We start from the raw sequence: 21,669 nt of genomic DNA, 5'->3' as shown, positions 1-21,669 counted from the left end.
AGCGTGGGCGCGAACTCAACCTCGATCAGCCGCCGGTCGCTTCCTTGATCGCGGCGTTGCCGCGCTGGACCGCGTTGTCGAGCGCCTGCTGGGCCGTTTCCTGGCCGGCCAGCATCTTCTCGAACTCCTCGTTCTGGATGTCGCGCACCTGCGGCAGGTTAGGCAGGCGCACGCCCTTGGAATTGTCGGTCGGCGCCTTGCCCATCATCTGCAGGATCGGCGTCTCGCGGCCGGGGTTCTTGTCATAGAAGCCGGACTTCTTGGTGGCCTCATAGGCTTCGAGCGTGACAGGCAGGTAACCGGACTTCTCGTGCAGGTACTGCTGCACCTCGGTCTTCGAGAGGTAGGTGAAGAAAGCGGCGACGCCCTTGTATTCCTCATCGGACTTGCCGCCCATCACCCACAGGCTGGCGCCGCCGGGCGTGGTGTTCTGCGGCGCGCCCTTGGCGTCGCTGTCATAGGGTAACTGGCCGATGCCGTAGTTCATGCCCGATTTGACGATATCGCCGAGGCCGCCCGAGGATTCGGTCATGATGCCGCATTCGCCGGCCAGAAAGATCTGCTTGGCCTCGGAGGTGCGGCCGCCATATTTGAAGGTGCCGTCCTTGGCGAGGTCCGCCAGCGCCTGGAAATGATTGACGTAGATCGGCGCGTTGATCTTCAGCTCCGGCGTGCCGCCGGCGAGACCGTTCTGGTTGGTCGCCCACGGAACGTCGTTCCAGGCGGCGAAGTTCTCGAGATGGATCCAGGTCAGCCAGGTCGACGTGTAGCCGCAGGCCGCCGCACCGCTTTCCTTGATCTTCTTGGCGTCGTCCCACACCTCGTTCCAGGTCTTGGGCGGCGTGTTCTCGTCCAGCCCGGCCTTCTTGAAGATATCCTTGTTGTAATAAAGGATCGGCGAGGACGAGTTGTAGGGGAAGGACAGCATGGTGCCGTCGGGCTTGGAGTAGTAGGCAACGATGCCGGGCAGGTACTGGCTCTTGTCGAACTTGAAGCCCGCGTCGGTCAGCACGTCCGCGACCGGCTTGATCGCGCCTTCGGCCGCCATCATCACGCCGGTGCCGACGTCGAAGACCTGGATGATGTCCGGCGCCTGGCCGGCGCGGAAGGCGGCAATGCCGGCGTTCAGCGTCTCGGGATAGGTGCCCTTGAAGACGGGAACGATCTCGTAGTCCTTCTGGCTGGCGTTGAAGTCCTTGGAAATCTTGTCGACCACCTCGGCATTGGCGCCGGTCATGGCGTGCCACCAGGTGATCTTGGTCACGGCAAAGGCCGAGGTGGTGGAAAGCAGGGTCAAGGTGGCGGCGAAACCGGCCGCAAAGCCGCGAAACTTCATGTCTCTCTCCCGATCTGTCGTTGGCGAGGTGAACCCGCGGCGGGAGTATCGACGGATTATGACAGGTGCACAACAGTTTTGTTATAGCTGCGTGACCTTTCACACGAAGTTCGGTTCGGTTTCGTTTCCAGCCAAGGCGGATCTTCTTAGCTGGCTTGCGCCGCTTCGATCAGCCGCTTCGCGTCGGAGCTCGACCATTCCGCCGGGCCGTTCATATGACCGATCAGGCAGCCGTCGCCATCCACCAGCATGGTCACCGGCAGGCCGAGCGCCAAGCCGCGTTTTTTTACGGTGTCGAACAGCTTGAGCGTCGGCTCGCGATAGAGCTTCAGATTCTTCACGCCGATCTCGCCCAGGAACTTCTTCGGCTTGGCGTCATCGCCGGTGTCGACGTTGATGGCCACCACCTCGAACTTGTCGCCGCCGACTTCCTGCTGCAGGGCGTCGAGCGCGGGCATTTCGGCGCGGCAGGGCGCGCACCAGGTCGCCCACAGATTGACCAGCAAGGTCTTGCCGACCCCTTCTCTTCCGGCAAGGTCGGCGATCGTCATCGGCTTGCCGTCGGGCCCCTCGAAGGCTAGTGCCTTCATCGATTGCGGCGGATCGGCCGGCAGCAGGGCGGCGACCTGCCCTGTCGCGGCGGCTGCGACCGTTTTCGCCTTGGCGGCCTTGGCGGCGCAGGCGACGTCGGCGTCCGGATCGGCAGTTGCCGTGTTCGCCGGCGGCTCCGCGTTGCCAAGATGGTTCTCCCTGACATATACCGCGACCGCGCCCACCAGCGCGCCGGCGACCAGCGCGATAAGGATGAGCCGTGCCGCCGGGAAGAGTTTTCTGCCGTCTGCCATTTGAAGTCCGCTTCCGAAACAGGGTCATTATGATGAGCGAGAAGAAGGCCAGCAACCAGATGTGGGGCGGACGTTTCGCCTCAGGCCCGACCGCCGTCATGGAGGCGATCAACGCCTCGATCGACTTCGACCGCAAGCTCTACGCCCAGGACATCAGGGGTTCCGTCGCCCACAGCGCCATGCTGGCCGAAACGGGCATTATTTCGGCGGCCGATCAAGAAAAAATCGCTCACGGGCTGAACACGATCCTGAAAGAGATCGAGGACGGCAAGTTCTCGTTCTCCACGCGGCTGGAGGACATCCATATGAATGTCGAGGCGCGGCTGGCCGAACTGATCGGCCCTGCCGCAGGGCGCCTACACACGGCGCGCTCGCGCAACGACCAGGTGGCCGTGGATTTCCGCCTGTGGGTCAAGGACGAGCTTTTGCGCATCGCCGAGGCCCTGAAAGGACTGATCGCCGCGTTCCTCGACCGGGCCGAGGAGCACGCCGCGACGGTCATGCCCGGCTTCACCCACATGCAGGCGGCGCAGCCGGTCACTTTCGGCCATCATTGCATGGCCTATGTCGAGATGTTTTCACGCGATCTTTCGCGGGTGCGCGACGCCATCGAACGCATGGACGAAAGCCCGTTGGGCGCGGCCGCACTTGCCGGAACCGGCTTTCCCATCGACCGGCAAGCGACGGCGAAAGCGCTGGGCTTTCGCGAGCCGACCCGCAACTCGCTCGACAGCGTTTCGGATCGCGACTTCGCGCTGGAGTTCCTGTCGGTCGCGGCGATCTGCGGCACGCATCTGTCGCGGCTGGCCGAGGAGATCGTCATCTGGTCGACGCCGCAGTTCGGCTTCGTTCGGCTTTCCGATTCCTTCTCGACCGGCTCCTCCATCATGCCGCAGAAGAAGAACCCGGACGCGGCCGAGCTGGTGCGCGCCAAGGGGGGCCGCATCAACGGCAACCTGATCGCCCTGTTGACCGTCATGAAGGGCCTGCCGCTGACCTATTCCAAGGACATGCAGGAGGACAAGGAAGCGGTGTTCGACGCTGCCGAGACGCTGGACCTGATGCTGGCGGCGATGACCGGCATGGTCGGCGACCTCGAAATCAACACGTCGGCGATGAAGAAGGCGGCCGGCGCCGGCTATTCGATCGCTACCGATCTCGCCGACTGGCTGGTCAGGGAACTCGGCATGCCGTTCCGTGAGGCGCATCACGTCACCGGGCGCGCGGTGGCGCTGGCGGAGAGCAAGAAGGTCGGTCTGGAGAAGCTGTCGCTGGAGGAGCTTCAATCGATCCATCCGGCCATCACCGGCGACGTCTTTTCGGTGCTGTCGGTGCAGAAATCGGTCGCCAGCCGCAAAAGCTTCGGCGGCACCGCGCCGGTCGAGGTGCGGCGGCAGGTGCGCTATTGGAAGAAGCGTCTCGCCAAGGCTTGAAGCCGGGTGCAATGAGAACGAAACTCGGCTATAGGCGATGGCTGTGCGGCTCGTGGTCGGGTCGAAACCGATAAGATGGACGGACGAAGCGATGAGCGCTGGAAGGATATTCACCGCACTGGCCCTTACGGCGACCGTGATGCTGGTTTCCGCCTGCGGACGCAAATCACAGCTCGATACGCCCTACCAGGCTGCGGTCCAGGCCCGCAAGGATGCCGTCAAGGCCAAGGATCCCAATCCGCCGCCGGAGCCGGCAAAGCCGGTCACCGACAAGCCGTTCATTCTCGACAGGCTTATCCAGTAACAGCGCTGTCCTTCCATCCAGCGGGTCCAAGCCGGTGAATCATTTCGACTATCGCGACGGCGTGCTCTTTGCCGAGGACGTGGCGGTCCCCGACATCGCGGCAGCAGTCGGCACGCCTTTCTACTGCTATTCGACGGCGACGCTGACGCGGCATTTCCGCGTTTTCCGCGATGCCTTCGCCGGCCTCGACGCGCTGGTCTGCTACGCCATGAAGGCGAATTCCAACCAGGCCGTGCTGACGACGCTGGCCCGGCTCGGCGCCGGTGCCGACGTCGTCTCGGAAGGCGAGTTGCGGCGCGCGCTCGCCGCCGGCATCCCGGCGAACCGGATTCTCTTTTCCGGCGTCGGCAAGACGGCGCGGGAGATGGATTTCGCGCTGCAAGCGGGCATCCTGTGCTTCAACGTGGAGTCCGAGCCGGAACTGGAACTGCTTTCTGCCCGCGCTGTGGCGCTCGGGAAGGTCGCGCCGGTGTCGCTGCGCATCAATCCGGATGTCGATGCGAAGACCCACAAGAAGATCTCGACCGGCAAGGCGGAAAACAAGTTCGGCATTCCGTGGCAGCGCGCGCGCGCGGTCTATGCGCGGGCGGCCACCCTGCCCGGCATCCGAGTCACCGGCATCGATACTCATATCGGCAGCCAGATTACCGATTTGCAGCCCTTCGACGACGCTTTCGCGCTGCTTGTCGACCTCGTCGGCACGCTGCGTGCCGACGGCCATGCGATCGAGCATGTCGATCTCGGCGGCGGTCTCGGCATCCCCTACCGCACCGACAACAGCCCGCCGCCGCTGCCGGACGCCTATGCGGCGATCGTCAGGAAGCGGGTCGGTCCGCTTGGCCTCAAGGTGATGTTCGAACCGGGACGACTGATCGTCGGCAATGCCGGCATTCTTGTCGCGGAAGTGATCTACGTGAAGGAAGGCGATGCAAAGAACTTCCTCGTCGTCGATGCCGCCATGAACGACCTGATCCGGCCCACGCTGTATGATGCCTTCCATGACATCCGCCCGGTGGTGCAGGCGGGGCCTGATGCGCCGCGCATGACGGTCGATATCGTTGGTCCGGTCTGTGAAACCGGCGATTATATCGGTCTCGACCGCGACTTGCCGCGCCTGAAAGCCGGCGACCTGATTGCGGTCGGCACCGCGGGCGCCTATGGCGCGGTGCAGGCAGGCACCTACAACACGCGCCTGCTGGTGCCGGAAGTTCTGGTCGACGGCGACCGCTTCGCCGTCATCCGGCCGCGCCGGAGCTACGAGGACCTGATCGGCCTCGACGTGATGCCGGACTGGCTGACGTAGCCGCCTAGCGGTCTTTTTCCGGCGCGTGCTCGTCCAAAGAATGCCGCATGATGAGCGGCATCTGGCTGATGGTGAACAGCACGGTGATGGGCATCGTCCCCCAGACCTTGAAGGCGACCCAGAAATCGGTCGAGAAGTTTCTCCATACGACTTCGTTCAGGACCGCGAGAAAAAGGAAAAACAGGCCCCAGCGCAGCGTCAGCTTCTTCCAGCCTGCCGCGTCGAGATGGAAGGCCGAATCGAAGACGTAGCCGAGCAGCGACTTCCCGAAGGCCAGCCCGCCGAGCAGGATGACGCCGAACAGCGTGTTGACGATGGTGGGCTTCATCTTGATGAACTCGTCGTCCTGCAAATAGAGCGTCAGCGCGCCGAAGACGAAGACGACGATGCCGGATACCAGTGGCATGATCGGCAGCGTACGCATCAGGATCCATGACGCCAGCAGCGCGATGGCGGTGGCCGCCATGAACAGGCCGGTGGCGATGAAGATCGGCCCGCCCAGCTCCGCCAGCGCCGGAAACTTCTTCGCCAGCCACTCACCGCGCGTGTTGGCGAAGAAGAAGACCATCAGCGGCCCAAGCTCCAACACCAGCTTGAGTATGGGATTGACGGGTTCCTTTTTCGCCTTTTGCGGGTCGGCGGGATCGCGTTCGAGGATTGGGTCGCTCATGGCTTCCTGATCTTGAAATGGCCGGCCTCACGCCACGCCGGCGATGGCGCGGGCGAAGTCGCTGGCGGAAAAGGGTTCGAGGTCGTCGACCTGCTCGCCGACGCCGATGAAATAGACCGGCAGTCTATGTTTCGCAGCAATGGCGACGAGGATGCCGCCGCGCGCCGTGCCGTCCAGCTTGGTCATCACCAGCCCATTCACGCCGGCGACGTTGCGGAAGATCTCGACCTGGTTGAGCGCATTCTGGCCGGTGGTGGCGTCGACGGTCTGGAGCACGGTGTGCGGCGCCTCTGGATCGAGCTTGCCGAGCACGCGCACGATCTTTTCGAGTTCCGCCATCAGCTCGGCCTTGTTCTGGAGGCGGCCGGCGGTGTCGATGATGAGCACGTCGGTGCCGGCTTCCTTCGCCTTCTCGAAGGCATCGTAGGCGAGGCCGGCGGCGTCGGCGCCGAGCTTGCTTGCGACGACCGGCGACCGGGTGCGTTCGCCCCAGATATTGAGCTGCTCGATCGCGGCGGCGCGGAAGGTGTCGCCGGCCGCCAGCATGACCGAAAGGCCGCCCTCGGTCAGCTTGGCCGCGAGCTTGCCGATGGTCGTGGTCTTGCCCGTGCCGTTGACGCCGACGACGAGGATGACATGCGGCTTGTGGGACAGATCGAGTTCCAGCGGCTGCGCCACCGGCGTCAGCACCTTGCCGATCTCCTCCGCCAGCACGGCGCGAACCTCGTCGTCGGCGATGGTCTTGCCATAGCGACTGGAGGCGAGCGAATCAGTGACGCGCAACGCCGTCTCGACGCCGAGATCGGCGCGGATGAGGATGTCCTCCAGATCCTGCAGCGTGTCCTCGTCCAGCTTGCGCTTGGTGAAAACGCCGGCGATGTTGCCGGTGAGCTCGCGCGACGAGCGCGACAGCCCCTCGCGCATCCGCTGGAACCAGGATTTTTTCGCCACGAGCTCCGGCGCGGCAACCGGTTCGGCCTTCTGCTCGACCTTTTTGGCGACGGTGACCTTGACCGCATCCTTTCCGTTCGCAGGAGAGGCCGGCGGTGGCTTGGCGGCGGTTTCCCTGTCCTCGCTCACGGGCAGATGGTCGGATGGGGGAAGAGCGGCGGCATCGCGCGTCGGCGCTTCCATTGGAACAGAGGGCTGCACGGGCGCGAGGTCCGCGGGCTGAACCGATCCGTTCTGAGGAGGCCGATGCTGCCTCTCGCCTTCATCCCGCGAATGGGCAGACGGCGACGGCGCGGGTGCTTCCGGCGGCACAGGTTCGGCCGGCACCTCGGCCGGTTGCTGCGCAGGGTCTTCCTGCGGCGGCGCGGACGGCACTTCGACCGACGGTCCCGGCGCTATTTCGATCGGCTGCGGTTGGGGTTTCGGCTGCGACGGAGGGGGAACTTCCACCGGCTTCGACGGACGGTCCGGGGCGGGTTCGACCGGCTGTGGCGTTTCCGGTTCCGACGCGGGTTCGGCTGGAATTTCCTGAGGTGCGGGTTCCGCCGGTACGGGCGCAGGAGCTTCCGGCTCCTGGGGCTCGGGCTTTGCCGGGATTTCCGATGGAACGGGTTCCGGCGCTTGCGTCACATGCTCTTGCAACGGCGGCGCAGGTTCGGGCTCGGGCTCGGCTTGCGACAGTTCGACTGGCGCGGGTATCTCTCCTCCCTCGAGAGGGAGGTCCGAAGGGCCAGAGGGGGTTGTCTCGGCCAGGCCCGGCGTTTCCAAGCCCTTTGCCGCGTCACCTGCCTCTTCCAACCGCTCCGCGACCATCCTCCCCTCAGAGGGGAGCATGGTATCGGGCGCAGCCTCATCCGCCGGTGCGGGTTTCAGCGCGTCGAAATTCAGCGGCGGCAGTGGGGCCGTCTCGTCGATCTTCTCCTCGACGACTTCCTTCTTGCCGAAGGAAAAGACCTTCTTGATGAAACCGAATGCCATGCCGTTCCTCAGGCCGCCCGTGCCGCCACCGGCGCTGCTAGAAGCCGCGCGCCGTCATGGCCGGTGACGGTCGCCTCGATGATCTCGCCCGGTTGGCCCGATCGAATAGCGGCCAGCGTAAAACCCTCGGTGCGGCCGAGGCCTTCCCGCTCGATCAGGATCGACTGGTGCGTGCCGTCAAGTCCGGCGAGATGGTGCTGATAGGCTCTCTCGCCCGCCGCGCGGAGTCGTGCCGCGCGTTGCTTGACCACCTCGCGCCTGACCTGCGGCATGCGGGCGGCAGGCGTCCCCTCGCGCGGCGAGAAGGGAAAGACGTGCAGGTGGGTCAGTCCGCATTCCTCGACGATGCTCAGCGAGTTCTCGAACATCGCTTCGGTCTCGGTGGGGAAGCCGGCGATGATGTCGGCGCCGAAGACGATGCCGGGCCTGAGCCCGCGAACGTCCTCGCAGAAGCGGATCGACTGATCGCGCAAATGGCGGCGCTTCATGCGCTTCAGGATCATGTCGTCGCCCGATTGCAGCGACAGGTGCAGATGCGGCATCAGCCGCTTTTCGGTGGCGACGGCCTCCAGCAGGTCCTCGTCGGCCTCGATGGAATCGATGGAAGACAGGCGAAGGCGCTTCACGTCGGGAACCTGGCGCAGGATCGTCCTGACCAGCTTGCCGAGTTTCGGCGCGCCCGGCAGGTCGGCGCCGTAGCTAGTCATGTCGACGCCGGACAGCACGATCTCGGCGTAGCCGTTGCCGGCCAGCCGCTTCACCTGCTCGACCACGCCGCCCATCGGCACCGAACGCGAATTGCCGCGGCCGTAGGGGATGATGCAGAAGGTGCAGCGGTGGTCGCAGCCGTTCTGGACCTGGACGAAGGCGCGCGCCCTGCCCTCGATGGCGTCGACCATATGCGAGGCCGTCTCGCGCACCGACATGATGTCGTTGACGCGCGCCTTCTCGAAGGCGTTGACGCCGAAATCCGGCAAGGCGCGGTAATTATGCGCCTTCAGTTTCTCCTCGTTGCCGAGCACGAGGTCCACCTCGTCCATGGCGGCGAAGCTCGCCGGGTCGGTCTGGGCGGCGCAACCGCTGACGATGATCTTCGCGCCCGGATGCTCGCGCCGCGCCTTGCGGATCGATTGCCTCGCCTGCCGCACGGCTTCGCCGGTGACGGCGCAGGTGTTGAAGATGATCGCGCCGTCCTTGAGCGTGGCCAGCCCGGCCGCTTCAGCCTCGCGCTTCATCACCTCCGATTCATAGGTGTTCAGGCGGCAGCCGAAGGTGACGACCTCTACGCCCTTTGCGTCGGTAGCCATCAGGCGGCGCTTTCCGCGTCGCGCGTCCAGGCGCCTGTCGCCGGATCGAACGTGCCGCCGAATTCCCATTCGGCAGAGCCGGTCATGATCACGTGGTCGTCGTCACGCCACTCGATCGCCAGCTTTCCGCCGCTGGGCGCGGTGACGGTGACGGAGCGGCTGGTCCTATTCGTCCGGGCGGCGGCGACCGCGGCGGCGCAGGCAGCCGAACCGCAGGCTCTGGTTAGGCCCGCGCCACGCTCCCACGTCCGGATGATTATCGAATCGCGCGAGGTGACTTCGGCGATGGTGATGTTCGCCCGTTCGGGGAAGATCGGATGATTTTCCAGCATCGGCCCGAACCGGTCGAGATCGTATGACCAGACGTCGCGGTCGACCCAGAAGATCGCGTGCGGATTGCCCATCGAGACGACCGAAGGCGAGTGCAGCACCGGGGCGTCGATGGGGCCGATCTGCAGTTCGATCATGCGCGTGTCGCGGAACTCCTCGGCCAGCGGAATGTCGCGCCAGCCGAAGCGGGGCCGGCCCATGTCCACCGAGATCAGCCCGTCCTCGTGCTCGACGGCGTTGAGGATACCGGCGCGCGTCTCAAGGGCAAAAGTCTTCTCGCCGGTCTCGGCGGCGAGCGCCTGCACCACGCAGCGCATGCCGTTGCCGCAGGCCTGTGCCGACGAGCCGTCGGCGTTGAGAATGTCGATGAAATGAGCGGTGCCCGGTGAGCGCGCATCGTGGATCGCCATGATCTGATCGAACCGGGTCGCCCGATCGGCGGCGAGCGCAACGGCGGCGGCGGCCGTCACGCGATCGGCGCGGCCGCGCAAGTCAGCGACGATAATCTCGTTGCCGATTCCGTTCATCTTGGCGAAAGGGACGGTCGCTGCCATCGCACCCGGTTCTCGTCCAGCGTTTGGCGCTATATGGCGGAAACGGCCGGGAATTACCAGTGCGACGACAGCTTTCGTGCCGATCCGGACAATGGCTCGGGTCCGGGGTTCAGTAACGGGGTTCGGCTCCGGTCAGGTCACTGCGAAGACGCCGAGGATCACCAGCAGGAAGATGACGAGAACGATGCCGATCAGGACGCGCGCGCCGGTGGCTGCGGCACCCGCAAGCGCCGGCATGCCCAGCAGGCTCGCAGCCGCGGCGACGATCAGAAGAATGATGATCCATTTGACCATGCGAAGTTCCTCGATGATGGGATATTTGCGATGCGGGAAAACGCATGCGGTGCCCGGCGGTTCCATCCGGCCGCCATGGGCTTCGACGCTGTGTCGCCGGCCCGCGCCAAATCGGGTGTACGGCCGGTCGGAATAGCCGACGGTCTCGAACGGCGTCCGCGTGATCGCGGCAAAATTGCAACAGATTTTTCGGCAAACCCTATTTTAACCATATCGGGTTGAAATTCTGCCACCTTCACCATCTTGGTGAGGAAATGCTTGATGACGGAAGGCCCGGCCGGGTCACGGAGGTAACAATGATCTTTTCGAGACTGGGCCTGGTGGCTGTTTCCATGACGGCTGTCGCGGTGGCCGGTTGTTCGAGCACGCGCTTCTCGTCGATGGACTCCGCTCAGCCCGCGCCGCTTCAGGCCGCACCGTCGGGAACTGTTTCGTCGAGCCAGCTGCCGCCGCCCGCCCAGCCGGGAACGGCGGATCCCTCGCAGTTTCCGTCTGCTCCGGGCCAGGGCACGCAGGTGGCGTCGCTGCCGCCGAGCGGCCAGCCGCCGGCCGCCGCCGCTGACCTGACGCCGTCGAGCGTGGCGGGCGTGTGGAACGTCAACGTGTCCGGCCAGAGCTGCAAGGTGGCGACGCCGCAGACAAAATTCGGCTCAGGCTATCGCGCCGGGCCGCTGCATTGTCCGTCGCCTATGGACAGCGTGAAGTCCTGGAACGTCTCCGGCAAGCAACTCACCCTCTTCGATCAGGACGGCGGGACATTGGCGCGGCTCTACTCCACCGGCGGCGAGAAGTTCGACGGCCAGACGTCCAACGGTCAGCCGATCTCACTGACACGCTAGGGCAGCGGGCGTTCTGATGAACGCGACCTCCGCTGCCCGGCTTGATTTCATCGACCGCATTGACGCGAAGCCAGCCGATTCCGGCTGGCTTCGGGATACTCCAAGCTTCACCTCAAAGACCGCACGGACCTCGCATGCACTTGCGTGATGGCCTCCAGACCCGCGCGACGGTTCGCCAGCGCTATGATCATCTGGCCGAGACGAACGCGATCGCGCGCGATGCGGAGCAGGAAAAGATCGCCGATCGCCTGGATCGGCTGATCGACGAGATCGCGGCCAAGCGACTGGCCCACAAGTCGAGCGCGCTCGGATGGCTGTTCGCCCGCAAGCGCGAGACAAAAGAGCCGGTCAAGGGGCTCTATATCCACGGCGGCGTCGGCCGCGGCAAGACCATGCTGATGGACATGTTCTTCGAGCTCGTGCCGGTACGGCGCAAGCGGCGTGTCCATTTCAACGATTTCATGGCAGACGCCCACGACCGTATCCAGAAGCACCGCGCGGCGCGCAAGGAGGGCACGGTCAGGGAAGACGATCCGATCCCGCCGGTGGCGCGCCAGCTTGCCGATCAGGCCTGGGTGCTGTGCTTCGACGAATTCTCGGTCACCGACATCGCCGACGCCATGATCCTGTCGCGCCTGTTCTCGGCATTGTTCACCGCCGGAGTCGTGCTGGTTGCGACCTCGAACGTGGCGCCCGACGATCTCTACAGGGACGGGCTGAACCGCCAGCTCTTCCTGCTCTTCATCGCCCTTCTGGAGCGCAATGCGGATATCGTGGCGCTGGATTCGCAGAAGGACTACCGGCAGGACAAGCTCGCGCGCATGCCGGTGTATCTCACGCCCGACGACGCTGCCGCGCAACGGGAGATGGACCAGGCCTGGGCGGCTGTCTCGCACGGTGTGGAAACGGAAGCGACGATCGCCGTCAAGGGCCGCAAGGTAGCGGTGCCGCGCGCCGCCGGCCGGTCGGCGCGTTTTTCCTTCGCCGAGCTTTGCGATGCGCCGCTCGGCGCGCGCGACTATCTGGCGATCGCCGAGCGTTTCAACACCATCCTCATCGATCACGTGCCGGTGCTCGACCAGACGCGGCGCAATGCCGCCAAGCGGTTCATCCTGCTGGTCGACACGCTCTACGACAAGAAGATGCGGGCCATCATCAGCGCCGAAGCGCCGCCTGACCGGCTCTATGCCGGGCGTGCCGGCGTCACCGAAGCCTTCGAATTCGACCGCACCGCCTCGCGCCTGATCGAGATGCAGAGCTGCGACTGGCTGGAGGACTGGGAGAGCCGGCATCAGAAAGACGGCGGCGCCGCGGCGCGGGCCACGGCGGCCTCTGCCTGACCGGCCGGCGACCGGTGTCGCTGGCGCGGCTCGTCACAAATGCGTCATTGCCCAGTATATATCTTCTGGAGCGAAAGAGGGTCTGCTAAAACGTATATGACGATGAACTTTGACGTTTACGTAAGCCAAAGTTCATCTAACCGATTGAATTTGCTTGGGTTGAAATAACCGGTTGAATTTCAAGCATCGTGGCGGTATGGGGTGCGGCGAAATTTCGCGGCCTTCCCGCCGTTCCGATCCTCCTCAGGCGCACACGGCGCCGTCTTTCAAGGGAAACGATCCTGACATGGCACGCAACAAGATAGCGCTTATCGGCTCGGGCATGATCGGCGGCACGCTGGCCCATCTGATCGGCCTGAAGGAACTGGGCGACGTGGTGCTGTTCGACATCGCCGAGGGCATTCCGCAGGGCAAGGGACTGGACATCGCCGAATCCTCCCCAGTGGAAGGTTTCGACGCCGGCTATACCGGCGTCAACGACTATGCCGGCATCGAGGGCGCGGATGTATGCATCGTCACCGCCGGTGTGCCGCGCAAGCCCGGCATGAGCCGCGACGACCTGCTCGGCATCAATCTCAAGGTGATGGAGCAGGTGGGCGCCGGCATCCGCAAGTATGCGCCCAAGGCCTTCGTCATCTGCATCACCAATCCGCTCGACGCGATGGTGTGGGCGCTGCAGAAGTTCTCCGGGCTGCCCAAGACCCATGTGGTCGGCATGGCCGGCGTGCTGGACTCGGCGCGCTTCCGCTATTTCCTGGCCGAGGAATTCAAGGTTTCGGTCGAGGACGTGTCGGCCATGACGCTGGGTGGTCACGGCGACGACATGGTTCCGATGGTGCGCTACTCAACCGTCGCCGGCATTCCGCTGCCCGACCTCGTCAAGATGGGCTGGACCAGCCAGGAGAAGCTGGACGCCATCGTCGAACGCACCCGCAAGGGCGGCGGCGAGATCGTCGGCCTGCTCAAGACCGGCTCGGCCTTCTACGCGCCCGCCTCTTCTGCCATTGCGATGGCCGAGTCCTACCTGAAGGACAAGAAGCGCGTGTTGCCATGCGCCGCCCATCTCAACGGCCAGTACGGCGTCAAGGATACCTATGTCGGCGTGCCGGTGGTGATCGGCGCCGGCGGCGTGGAGCGCGTCATCGAGCTCGACTTCAGCAAGGCCGAGCAGGTCATGTTCGAGAAGTCGCTTGCCGCGGTGCAGAGCCTGACCGAGGCTTGCACGGGCATCGCGCCGCAACTCGGCAGCAAGTAACGTAGCCTCCGAAGCCAGAAGAGGGCGCCAGCCATGAACATTCACGAATACCAGGCCAAGCAGCTTCTGAAAGGTTACGGCCTGCCGGTCGCAGACGGCGTGCCCGTCATGAAGAAGGACGAGGCTGAGGCCGCCGCCGGCAAGCTGCCCGGCCCGCTCTATGTGGTGAAGAGCCAGATTCACGCCGGCGGACGCGGCAAGGGCAAGTTCAAGGAACTGGGACCCGACGGCAAGGGCGGCGTTCGCCTGTCGAAGTCGGTGGCCGAGGTCGTCGCCAACGTCAACGAGATGCTCGGGCATACGCTGGTGACCAAGCAGACCGGCCCCGCCGGCAAGCAGGTCAACCGCCTCTATATCGAGGATGGCGCTGACATCGACCGCGAACTCTATCTGTCGATCCTGGTGGACCGTTCGGTCGGCCGCGTCGCCTTCGTCGTTTCCACCGAGGGCGGCATGGACATCGAGACTGTCGCCCATGACACGCCGGAGAAGATCGTCACCGTGGCGATCGATCCGGAAAAGGGCGTCACCGACGCCGATGTCAAAGCGATCAACGCGGCGCTGAAGCTTACCGGCGGCGCAGCCGACGACGGCGCGCTGGTATTCCCGGCGCTCTACAAGGCCTTCGTCGAAAAGGACATGAGCCTGCTCGAGGTCAACCCGCTGATCGTCATGAAGAACGGTCGGCTCAGGCTGCTGGACGCCAAGGTGTCGTTCGACAACAACGCGCTGTTCCGTCATCCGGACGTCGTCGACCTGCGCGACACGACCGAAGAGGATGAGAAGGAGATCGAGGCGTCGAAATACGACCTCGCCTACGTCGCGCTCGACGGCAACATCGGCTGCATGGTCAACGGCGCCGGCCTTGCCATGGCGACGATGGATATCATTAAGCTCTACGGCGCCGAACCGGCGAACTTCCTCGACGTCGGCGGCGGCGCCTCGAAAGAGAAGGTCACGGCGGCGTTCAAGATCATCACCGCAGACCCGGCGGTGAAGGGCATCCTGGTCAACATCTTCGGCGGCATCATGAAGTGCGACATCATCGCCGAGGGTGTGGTCGCGGCGGTGAAGGAAGTCGGGCTGAAGGTGCCGCTGGTGGTTCGCCTCGAGGGCACCAATGTCGAACTCGGCAAGAAGATCATCCGCGAGAGCGGACTCAACGTCACCTCCGCCGACGATCTCGACGACGCGGCGAAGAAGATCGTGGCGGCAGTGAAAGGCTGAGCAATGCCTCCCCGCAAGATCAATCTCGTCCAGGCGGCGGATCAGACGATCGAGAAGGTCTTCGATCCGCATATCGCTGGCGACGTGAACGACAGCCAGGCCAAGGTCGCCAAGTTCGGAGAGGTCTTCGACTGGCATGTGCATGAGGCCGAAGACGAGGCGTTCCTCGTCTTGCGCGGCGGGATCGCCCTCGATTTCCGCGACGGTTCGGTCGAACTCGGCGAAGGCGACTTCATAGTCGTGCCGCGCGGCGTCGAGCATCGGCCGCGTTCACTGACCAGCGAGCCTGTGGTGCTGATGTTCGAGCCGGCGACGACGCTCAACACCGGTAACGCCGAGAGCGATCTTACCGTCACCGAGCTGAAGCGGCTCTAGTGCCATGAACGCCAACCCTTCCCAGACGCTTTCCCCCGGTCACCAGCGCCTGCAGGCGCTGGTCGGCACGTGGCGCGGCGAGGAAGAAATGTCGGCCACGCAGTGGGCGCCTGCCGGTCCGGCAAGGGCCGAGGTCGAGACGGTCGTCGAGTTCGGCGGTCTGTTCGTGATGCAGCGCTATCGGCAGGTCCGCGACGGCCGGGAAAGCTTTGCAGCGCACAACGTCTTCGGCTTCGATCAGGCCGACGGGCTTACCAAGATGTTCGCCTTCGATTCGATGGGTTTTTTCCCGGCAAGCCCGGCGACCGGCTCATGGGACGGCGATACACTGGTTCTGGAGCGCTCGTCGCCACGGGGCGCGGCGCGCATGACCTACATGGTCGACGCGGCTGACGGATACCGCACCAATCTGCAGTTCAAGCGCGCCGGTTCCGATGACTGGCAAGACATGGCGAAGGGCACCTTCCGGCGTGTTTCGCCTTCCCGAACAATTTTTTGAGCAAGAAGGTCCAGGCATGTCCATTCTCGTCGACAAGAACACCAAGATCCTGGTCCAGGGCCTGACCGGCAAGACCGGCACGTTCCACACCGAGCAGGCGCTGGCCTATCACGGGACCAGGATGGTCGGCGGCATCCACCCGAAGAAGGGCGGCGAGACCTGGCACGGCAAGGCCGGCGACAGGGAGGTCGACCTGCCGATCTTCGCGACCGTCGCCGAAGGCAGGGAAAAGACCGGCGCCGACGCTTCGGTGGTCTATGTGCCGCCGGCAGGCGCGGCCGAGGCGATCATCGAGGCGATCGATGCCGAGATCCCCCTCATCGTCTGCATCACCGAAGGCATTCCGGTGCTCGACATGGTGCGCGTCAAGGCGCGGCTGGAAAAGTCGAAGTCTCGGCTGCTCGGGCCGAACTGCCCCGGCATCCTGACGCCGGACGAATGCAAGATCGGCATCATGCCGGGCAACATCTTCCGCAAGGGGTCGGTGGGCGTTGTTTCGCGCTCGGGAACGCTTACCTATGAAGCGGTGTTCCAGACTACCAATGTCGGCCTTGGCCAGACGACCGCCGTTGGCATCGGCGGCGATCCGGTCAAGGGCACGGAGTTCATCGACGTGCTGGAGATGTTCCTGGCCGATCCGGCCACAGAATCGATCATCATGATCGGCGAGATCGGCGGCTCGGCCGAAGAGGACGCCGCGCAGTTCCTCAAGGACGAGGCGAAGAAGGGCCGGAAGAAACCGATGGCGGGTTTCATCGCAGGCCGCACGGCGCCCGTGGGACGCACGATGGGCCATGCAGGCGCGGTGATCTCCGGCGGCAAGGGCGGCGCTGAAGACAAGATCGCGGCGATGGAATCGGCCGGCATCAAGGTTTCGCCGTCGCCGGCGCGACTGGGCACGACGCTCATGGAAGCGATCAAGGGATGAGGCAATGGGCAGTCGGCAATGGGCAGTCGTCTTCATGATGCGACTGCCAACTGCCTAGTACCGACTGCCGCAAGCAGGAGACGGAGCCGAAGCTCCGAGCAAAAGATGGCACGACAAGATCAGGCCAACGACCAATTCGAGATCACCTCCTTCCTCTATGGCGGCAATGCCGATTACATCGAGCAGCTCCAGGCCGCCTATGAGGACGATCCGTCGTCCGTCGATCCCGAGTGGCAGGCGTTCTTCGCCGCGCTGAAGGACGATGCCGGAGACGTCCGCAAGAACGCGCGCGGCGCGTCATGGGCGAAGCCCTCCTGGCCGCTGATCGCGAACGGCGAACTCGTCTCCGCGCTCGACGGCAACTGGCCGCTCGTCGAGAAGGTCATCGAGAAGAAGGTGAAGGACAAGGCGGCCGCTAACGGCCACATGATGTCCGACGACGAGGTCCATCAGGCCACGCGGGACTCCGTGCGCGCCATCATGATGATCCGCGCCTACCGGATGCGCGGCCACCTGCACGCCAATCTCGATCCGCTCGGCATCGCCACGCCGCCGGAAGACTACAACGAGCTGTCGCCCGAGACCTACGGCTTCACCGAGGCGGACTACGACCGACCGATTTTCCTCGACAACGTGCTGGGGCTCGAATTCGGCACCATCCGGCAGATGCTGGAAATCCTGACACGCACCTACTGCTCGACGCTCGGCGTCGAGTTCATGCACATTTCCGACCCCGAGGAGAAGGGCTGGATCCAGGCGCGCATCGAAGGCGCCGACAAGGAGATCTCCTTCACCGCCGAGGGCAAGAAGGCGATCCTGTCGAAGCTCATCGAAGCCGAGGGCTTCGAGCAGTTCATCGACGTCAAGTACAAGGGCACCAAGCGTTTCGGTCTCGACGGCGGCGAATCGCTGATCCCGGCGCTGGAGCAGATCGTCAAGCGCGGCGGCCAACTCGGCCTGAAGGAGATCGTGCTCGGCATGGCGCACCGCGGCCGGCTCAACGTGCTCTCCCAGGTGATGGCCAAGCCGCACCGCGCCATCTTCCATGAGTTCAAGGGCGGTTCCTACGCTCCCGACGACGTCGAGGGCTCGGGCGACGTGAAGTACCATCTCGGCGCCTCGTCGGACCGCGAGTTCGACGGCAACAAGGTGCATCTGTCGCTGACCGCGAATCCGTCTCACCTGGAGATCGTCGATCCTGTGGTGATGGGCAAGGCGCGCGCCAAGCAGGACCAGCTCTTCGGGCGCGGACGCGAGGAGATGGTGCCGCTGGAAGAGCGCGCCAAGGTGATGCCGCTGCTGCTGCACGGCGACGCGGCCTTCGCCGGGCAGGGCGTCATCGCGGAAATGCTCGGCCTGTCGGGCTTGCGCGGCCACCGCGTGGCGGGCACGCTGCACTTCATCATCAACAACCAGATCGGCTTCACCACCAATCCGCGCTTCTCGCGCTCCTCGCCCTATCCGTCCGACGTCGCCAAGATGATCGAAGCGCCCATCTTCCACGTCAACGGCGACGATCCCGAAGCGGTCGTCTATGCGGCCAAGGTGGCGACCGAGTTCCGCATGAAGTTCCACAAGCCGGTGGTCGTGGACATGTTCTGCTACCGCCGCTTCGGCCACAACGAGGGCGACGAACCAGCCTTCACGCAGCCGGTCATGTACCGCGCGATCCGCGGCCACAAGACGACGGTGCAGCTCTATGCCGACAAGCTGATCGGCGAAGGGCTGCTGACGCAGGACGATTTCGACAAGATGAAAGCCGACTGGCGCGCCCATCTCGAAACCGAATTCGAGGTCGGTCAGTCCTACAAGCCCAACAAAGCCGACTGGCTGGACGGTGCCTGGTCGGGCCTGCGTACCGCCGACAGCCAGGACGAGCTGCGGCGCGGCAAGACGGCCGTGCCGCTCAAGACGCTGAAGGAGATCGGCAAGAAGCTCACCGAAGTGCCGAAAGGCTTCGAGGCGCACAAGACGATCCAGCGCTTCCTCGACAATCGCCGCCACGCCATCGAATCGGGCGAAGGCATCGACTGGTCGACCGCCGAGGCGCTGGCGTTCGGCGCGATCCTGCTCGACGGCAACCCGATCCGCTTGTCGGGGCAGGATTCGGAGCGCGGCACGTTCTCGCAGCGGCATTCGGTCCTCTACGACCAGAAGGACGAGACGCGCTACATCCCGCTCAACAATCTTTCGCCCGCGCAGGCCGGTTACGAGGTCATCAACTCGATGCTCTCGGAAGAGGCGGTTCTCGGCTTCGAATACGGTTATTCGCTTGCCGAACCCAAGGCGCTGACGCTGTGGGAAGCGCAATTCGGCGATTTCGCCAATGGCGCGCAGGTCATATTCGACCAGTTCATCTCGTCGGGCGAGCGCAAGTGGCTGCGCATGTCGGGCCTGGTCTGCCTGCTGCCGCACGGCTACGAGGGCCAGGGGCCGGAACATTCCTCGGCGCGCCTGGAGCGCTACCTGCAGCTTTGTGCCGAAGACAACATGCAGGTCGCCAACGTCACCACGCCGGCTAACTATTTCCACATCCTGCGCCGGCAGCTCAAGCGCGACTTCCGCAAGCCACTGGTCCTGATGACGCCGAAGTCGCTGCTGCGGCACAAGCGGGCGGTCTCGACTCTGTCGGAAATGGCCGGCGAAAGCGCCTTCCACCGTCTTCTGTGGGACGACGCGCAGATGCTGCCGGACCAGCAGATCAAGCTGGTGAAGGATTCCAAGATCCGCCGCGTCGTGCTGTGCTCGGGCAAGGTCTACTACGACCTCTACGAGGAACGCGAGAAGCGGGGCATCAACGACATCTACCTGCTGCGCGTCGAGCAGCTCTACCCGTTCCCGGCCAAAGCGCTGATCACCGAGCTGTCGCGCTTCCGCAATGCGGAGATGGTGTGGTGCCAGGAAGAGCCCAAGAACATGGGTGCCTGGTCTTTCATCGACCCTTACCTGGAATGGGTGCTCGCCCATATCGACGCCAAGCATCAGCGCGTGCGTTACACCGGCAGGCCGGCTTCGGCCTCGCCCGCGACCGGCCTGATGTCGAAGCATCTGGCGCAGCTCTCCGCGCTGCTCGAAGATTCGCTGGGCGGCTGAGGCCGCTCGCAGACGAAACCTCCAACAACGGAAACGACAATGGCCACCGAAATCAAAGTCCCGACGCTGGGCGAATCGGTCACCGAAGCGACCGTCGGCAAGTGGTTCAAGAAGGTGGGAGACGCGGTCGCCGCGGACGAACCGCTGGTCGAACTGGAAACCGACAAGGTGACGATCGAGGTTCCGGCGCCCGGCGCCGGGTCGCTGGCCGAGATCGTCGTCAAGGAGGGCGAGACGGTCGAGGTCGGAGCGCTGCTCGGATCGATCTCCGCGGATGGCGTAGGCGCGAAGGCGCCTGCTCCGAAGCAGGAGACCGCAGTCGCGCAGGCGTCGGCCCCGACGGCTGCCGCCACGACCAGGGAAGCCGCCGCGCAGCAGGCAAAGACCGCTGGCGAGGGTCCGGTGGAAGAGCGCTCCATGCCGCCGGCACCTTCGGCCGCGAAGCTTCTGGCGGAGAACAATCTTTCGGCCGATCAGGTTTCGGGCTCGGGCAAGCGCGGCCAAGTGCTGAAAGGCGACGTGCTCGACGCCATCGCCCGCGGCGCGCCTTCGCAGCCGGCCGAAACGCCTAAGGAACCGGCAGCACCCGCGCAGGCACGTGTTCCGTCCTCGGCCGACGACGCGCCGCGCGAGGAGCGCGTACGCATGACCAAGCTGCGCCAGACCATCGCGCGCCGGCTGAAGGACGCGCAGGCGAGCGCCGCCATGCTCACCACCTTCAACGAGGTGGACATGAAGGCGGTGATGGACCTGCGCTCGAAATACAAGGACGTCTTCGAGAAGAAGCACGGTGTGAGGCTCGGCTTCATGGGCTTCTTCACCAAGGCCGTCACTCATGCGCTGAAGGAGATTCCCGCAGTCAACGCCGAGATCGACGGCACCGATATCATCTACAAGAACTTCGCCCATATCGGCGTGGCGGTCGGCACCGAAAAAGGCCTCGTCGTGCCGGTGGTGCGCGATGCCGACCAGATGTCGATCGCCGAGATCGAAAAGGAAATCGGAAGGCTTGGCGTGGCTGCCCGCGACGGCAAGCTGTCGGTCGCCGACATGCAGGGCGGCACGTTCACCATCTCCAACGGCGGCGTCTACGGCTCGCTGATGTCGACGCCGATCCTGAATGCGCCGCAGTCGGGCATCCTCGGCATGCACAAGATCCAGGAACGGCCGGTGGCGCTCGGCGGGCAGGTGGTGATCCGCCCGATGATGTATCTCGCGCTGTCCTATGATCACCGCATCGTCGACGGCAAGGAAGCGGTGACCTTCTTGGTGCGCGTCAAGGAAAGCCTCGAGGATCCGGAACGGCTGGTGCTCGATCTGTAGGTCCTGATCCCGAGGCCGCCAACAGGCGTCGCATGACGCCGGACAGGAGGCAGTGATGGAAGCCGCCGCCGCATCGACCGAAATCCACGTGCTGGCATGGAGCGTGGTGCTCCTGCTTGCCCAGATCGTCCTGCAGGCCGTTTCGATCTACGACCTCGGCCCGTCCTACCTGCTCGGGCCGCGCGACCAGGAGCAGGAATCGCGCAATCCGGTGGCTGGCCGTCTGAAGCGGGCACTGGAAAACCTGCTCGAGACTTACCCGGCTTACATCGCGCTGGCGCTGGCGCTCGCGATCACCGGCAAGGCCGGCGGCATCGCCGCCACCGGCGCCTGGGTGTGGCTGCTCGCGCGCGTGGTCTATCTGCCGCTCTACGCCTTCGGCGTGCCTGTGCTGAGAACGCTGGCCTGGTGTATCTCGATCGTCGGCCTGGTGATGATGCTCTGGCAACTGATGGCGTGAGCATGCGTGAGCGCCTGATGTCCGC

At 64.6% G+C, this 21,669-nt stretch carries 20 protein-coding genes; 13 read left to right on the top strand and 7 right to left on the bottom strand.

Annotated elements, in window-relative coordinates:
• Positions 1–25 precede the first annotated feature (25 nt).
• Together ugpB and tlpA are read right to left on the bottom strand one after the other, a co-directional pair.
• Positions 26–1,336 carry a sn-glycerol-3-phosphate ABC transporter substrate-binding protein UgpB gene (gene ugpB / locus ABMA46_RS01915; protein WP_348997587.1) on the bottom strand — a complete coding sequence of 437 codons (1,311 nt, stop codon included), beginning with the start codon at positions 1,334–1,336 and terminating at the stop codon, positions 26–28.
• 146 nt (positions 1,337–1,482) lie between these two features.
• Positions 1,483–2,181 carry a thiol:disulfide interchange protein TlpA gene (gene tlpA, locus ABMA46_RS01910; RefSeq protein ID WP_348997586.1) on the bottom strand — a complete coding sequence of 233 codons (699 nt, stop codon included), beginning with the start codon at positions 2,179–2,181 and terminating at the stop codon, positions 1,483–1,485.
• A 32-nt stretch (positions 2,182–2,213) separates the two neighbouring features.
• Here tlpA and argH point away from each other — a divergent pair, with 32 nt between their 5' ends.
• From argH to lysA, 3 genes are all read left to right on the top strand, one after another.
• Positions 2,214–3,614: an argininosuccinate lyase gene (argH, locus tag ABMA46_RS01905; RefSeq protein WP_348997585.1), complete on the top strand. Its 1,401-nt coding sequence runs from the start codon at positions 2,214–2,216 to the stop codon at positions 3,612–3,614.
• A 91-nt stretch (positions 3,615–3,705) separates the two neighbouring features.
• Positions 3,706–3,918 (top strand): hypothetical protein, encoded by a 213-nt coding sequence (locus ABMA46_RS01900; RefSeq protein WP_348997584.1) that lies wholly within the window; start codon positions 3,706–3,708, stop codon positions 3,916–3,918.
• Positions 3,919–3,952: 34 nt separating this feature from the next.
• A complete protein-coding gene (lysA, locus tag ABMA46_RS01895; RefSeq protein ID WP_348997583.1) occupies positions 3,953–5,221 on the top strand; it encodes a diaminopimelate decarboxylase in 1,269 nt (422 codons plus the stop codon).
• 4 nt (positions 5,222–5,225) lie between these two features.
• Here lysA and ABMA46_RS01890 read toward each other — a convergent pair whose 3' ends face one another.
• From ABMA46_RS01890 to ABMA46_RS01870, 5 genes are all read right to left on the bottom strand, one after another.
• On the bottom strand, positions 5,226–5,891 hold the full coding sequence (locus tag ABMA46_RS01890; protein ID WP_348997582.1) for a septation protein A: 666 nt from the start codon (positions 5,889–5,891) through the stop codon (positions 5,226–5,228).
• A gap of 27 nt (positions 5,892–5,918) precedes the next feature.
• A complete protein-coding gene (ftsY, locus tag ABMA46_RS01885) occupies positions 5,919–7,820 on the bottom strand; it encodes a signal recognition particle-docking protein FtsY (RefSeq protein WP_348997581.1) in 1,902 nt (633 codons plus the stop codon).
• Between the two features lie 8 nt (positions 7,821–7,828).
• Positions 7,829–9,127: a tRNA (N(6)-L-threonylcarbamoyladenosine(37)-C(2))-methylthiotransferase MtaB gene (mtaB, locus tag ABMA46_RS01880; protein WP_348997580.1), complete on the bottom strand. Its 1,299-nt coding sequence runs from the start codon at positions 9,125–9,127 to the stop codon at positions 7,829–7,831.
• Entirely contained in the window at positions 9,127–10,011 is an 885-nt protein-coding gene (dapF, locus tag ABMA46_RS01875) for a diaminopimelate epimerase (protein WP_348997579.1), read from the bottom strand. Before dapF ends, mtaB begins: the two co-directional genes overlap by 1 nt.
• A 132-nt stretch (positions 10,012–10,143) precedes the next feature.
• Positions 10,144–10,305, bottom strand: coding sequence for a DUF1328 domain-containing protein (locus ABMA46_RS01870; protein WP_348997578.1), 162 nt, complete (start codon positions 10,303–10,305; stop codon positions 10,144–10,146).
• 296 nt (positions 10,306–10,601) lie between these two features.
• On the opposite strand from ABMA46_RS01870, the gene ABMA46_RS01865 reads away from it, so the two are divergent.
• The 10 genes from ABMA46_RS01865 (at position 10,602) to ABMA46_RS01820 (ending at position 21,644) form a co-directional block, all read left to right on the top strand.
• The gene (locus tag ABMA46_RS01865) at positions 10,602–11,144 is read left to right on the top strand and encodes a protease inhibitor Inh/omp19 family protein (protein ID WP_348997577.1); all 543 of its coding nucleotides are present in this window, start codon (positions 10,602–10,604) and stop codon (positions 11,142–11,144) included.
• Between the two features lie 134 nt (positions 11,145–11,278).
• Positions 11,279–12,484, top strand: coding sequence for a cell division protein ZapE (gene zapE, locus ABMA46_RS01860; RefSeq protein ID WP_348997576.1), 1,206 nt, complete (start codon positions 11,279–11,281; stop codon positions 12,482–12,484).
• Positions 12,485–12,770: 286 nt separating this feature from the next.
• Positions 12,771–13,739, top strand: coding sequence for a malate dehydrogenase (gene mdh / locus ABMA46_RS01855; RefSeq protein ID WP_348997575.1), 969 nt, complete (start codon positions 12,771–12,773; stop codon positions 13,737–13,739).
• A gap of 33 nt (positions 13,740–13,772) precedes the next feature.
• Positions 13,773–14,966: an ADP-forming succinate--CoA ligase subunit beta gene (gene sucC / locus ABMA46_RS01850; RefSeq protein ID WP_348997574.1), complete on the top strand. Its 1,194-nt coding sequence runs from the start codon at positions 13,773–13,775 to the stop codon at positions 14,964–14,966.
• A gap of 3 nt (positions 14,967–14,969) precedes the next feature.
• Complete coding sequence (locus tag ABMA46_RS01845) at positions 14,970–15,341, top strand: cupin domain-containing protein (RefSeq protein ID WP_348997573.1); 372 nt, start codon at positions 14,970–14,972, stop codon at positions 15,339–15,341.
• Positions 15,342–15,345: 4 nt separating this feature from the next.
• A complete protein-coding gene (locus tag ABMA46_RS01840; RefSeq protein ID WP_348997572.1) occupies positions 15,346–15,840 on the top strand; it encodes a DUF1579 family protein in 495 nt (164 codons plus the stop codon).
• A 16-nt stretch (positions 15,841–15,856) separates the two neighbouring features.
• Entirely contained in the window at positions 15,857–16,768 is a 912-nt protein-coding gene (gene sucD, locus ABMA46_RS01835; protein WP_348997571.1) for a succinate--CoA ligase subunit alpha, read from the top strand.
• A 105-nt stretch (positions 16,769–16,873) separates the two neighbouring features.
• Complete coding sequence (locus ABMA46_RS01830) at positions 16,874–19,861, top strand: 2-oxoglutarate dehydrogenase E1 component (protein WP_348997570.1); 2,988 nt, start codon at positions 16,874–16,876, stop codon at positions 19,859–19,861.
• A 39-nt stretch (positions 19,862–19,900) separates the two neighbouring features.
• The gene (gene odhB, locus ABMA46_RS01825) at positions 19,901–21,184 is read left to right on the top strand and encodes a 2-oxoglutarate dehydrogenase complex dihydrolipoyllysine-residue succinyltransferase (RefSeq protein WP_348997569.1); all 1,284 of its coding nucleotides are present in this window, start codon (positions 19,901–19,903) and stop codon (positions 21,182–21,184) included.
• Between the two features lie 55 nt (positions 21,185–21,239).
• Positions 21,240–21,644, top strand: coding sequence for an MAPEG family protein (locus ABMA46_RS01820; RefSeq protein ID WP_348997568.1), 405 nt, complete (start codon positions 21,240–21,242; stop codon positions 21,642–21,644).
• The last annotated feature ends 25 nt before the right edge of the window (positions 21,645–21,669 follow it).

Origin of the sequence: Mesorhizobium hunchu (assembly GCF_040081975.1) — a bacterium.
GTDB classification, from domain to species: domain Bacteria; phylum Pseudomonadota; class Alphaproteobacteria; order Rhizobiales; family Rhizobiaceae; genus Mesorhizobium; species Mesorhizobium hunchu.
Note: the sequence above shows the minus strand (reverse complement) of the source record. Positions and strands in the feature narration are given on the sequence as shown.

Excerpts from the sequence above, each read along its gene's own strand:
- ugpB (WP_348997587.1), bottom strand. The coding sequence starts at position 1,336 with ATGAAGTTTCGCGGCTTTGCGGCCGGTTTCGCCGCCACCTTGACCCTG.
- tlpA (WP_348997586.1), bottom strand. The coding sequence starts at position 2,181 with ATGGCAGACGGCAGAAAACTCTTCCCGGCGGCACGGCTCATCCTTATC.
- argH (WP_348997585.1), top strand. The coding sequence starts at position 2,214 with ATGAGCGAGAAGAAGGCCAGCAACCAGATGTGGGGCGGACGTTTCGCC.
- ABMA46_RS01900 (WP_348997584.1), top strand. The coding sequence starts at position 3,706 with ATGAGCGCTGGAAGGATATTCACCGCACTGGCCCTTACGGCGACCGTG.
- ABMA46_RS01890 (WP_348997582.1), bottom strand. The coding sequence starts at position 5,891 with ATGAGCGACCCAATCCTCGAACGCGATCCCGCCGACCCGCAAAAGGCG.
- ftsY (WP_348997581.1), bottom strand. The coding sequence starts at position 7,820 with ATGGCATTCGGTTTCATCAAGAAGGTCTTTTCCTTCGGCAAGAAGGAA.
- mtaB (WP_348997580.1), bottom strand. The coding sequence starts at position 9,127 with ATGGCTACCGACGCAAAGGGCGTAGAGGTCGTCACCTTCGGCTGCCGC.
- dapF (WP_348997579.1), bottom strand. The coding sequence starts at position 10,011 with ATGGCAGCGACCGTCCCTTTCGCCAAGATGAACGGAATCGGCAACGAG.
- ABMA46_RS01870 (WP_348997578.1), bottom strand. The coding sequence starts at position 10,305 with ATGGTCAAATGGATCATCATTCTTCTGATCGTCGCCGCGGCTGCGAGC.
- ABMA46_RS01865 (WP_348997577.1), top strand. The coding sequence starts at position 10,602 with ATGATCTTTTCGAGACTGGGCCTGGTGGCTGTTTCCATGACGGCTGTC.
- zapE (WP_348997576.1), top strand. The coding sequence starts at position 11,279 with ATGCACTTGCGTGATGGCCTCCAGACCCGCGCGACGGTTCGCCAGCGC.
- mdh (WP_348997575.1), top strand. The coding sequence starts at position 12,771 with ATGGCACGCAACAAGATAGCGCTTATCGGCTCGGGCATGATCGGCGGC.
- sucC (WP_348997574.1), top strand. The coding sequence starts at position 13,773 with ATGAACATTCACGAATACCAGGCCAAGCAGCTTCTGAAAGGTTACGGC.
- ABMA46_RS01845 (WP_348997573.1), top strand. The coding sequence starts at position 14,970 with ATGCCTCCCCGCAAGATCAATCTCGTCCAGGCGGCGGATCAGACGATC.
- ABMA46_RS01840 (WP_348997572.1), top strand. The coding sequence starts at position 15,346 with ATGAACGCCAACCCTTCCCAGACGCTTTCCCCCGGTCACCAGCGCCTG.
- sucD (WP_348997571.1), top strand. The coding sequence starts at position 15,857 with ATGTCCATTCTCGTCGACAAGAACACCAAGATCCTGGTCCAGGGCCTG.
- ABMA46_RS01830 (WP_348997570.1), top strand. The coding sequence starts at position 16,874 with ATGGCACGACAAGATCAGGCCAACGACCAATTCGAGATCACCTCCTTC.
- odhB (WP_348997569.1), top strand. The coding sequence starts at position 19,901 with ATGGCCACCGAAATCAAAGTCCCGACGCTGGGCGAATCGGTCACCGAA.
- ABMA46_RS01820 (WP_348997568.1), top strand. The coding sequence starts at position 21,240 with ATGGAAGCCGCCGCCGCATCGACCGAAATCCACGTGCTGGCATGGAGC.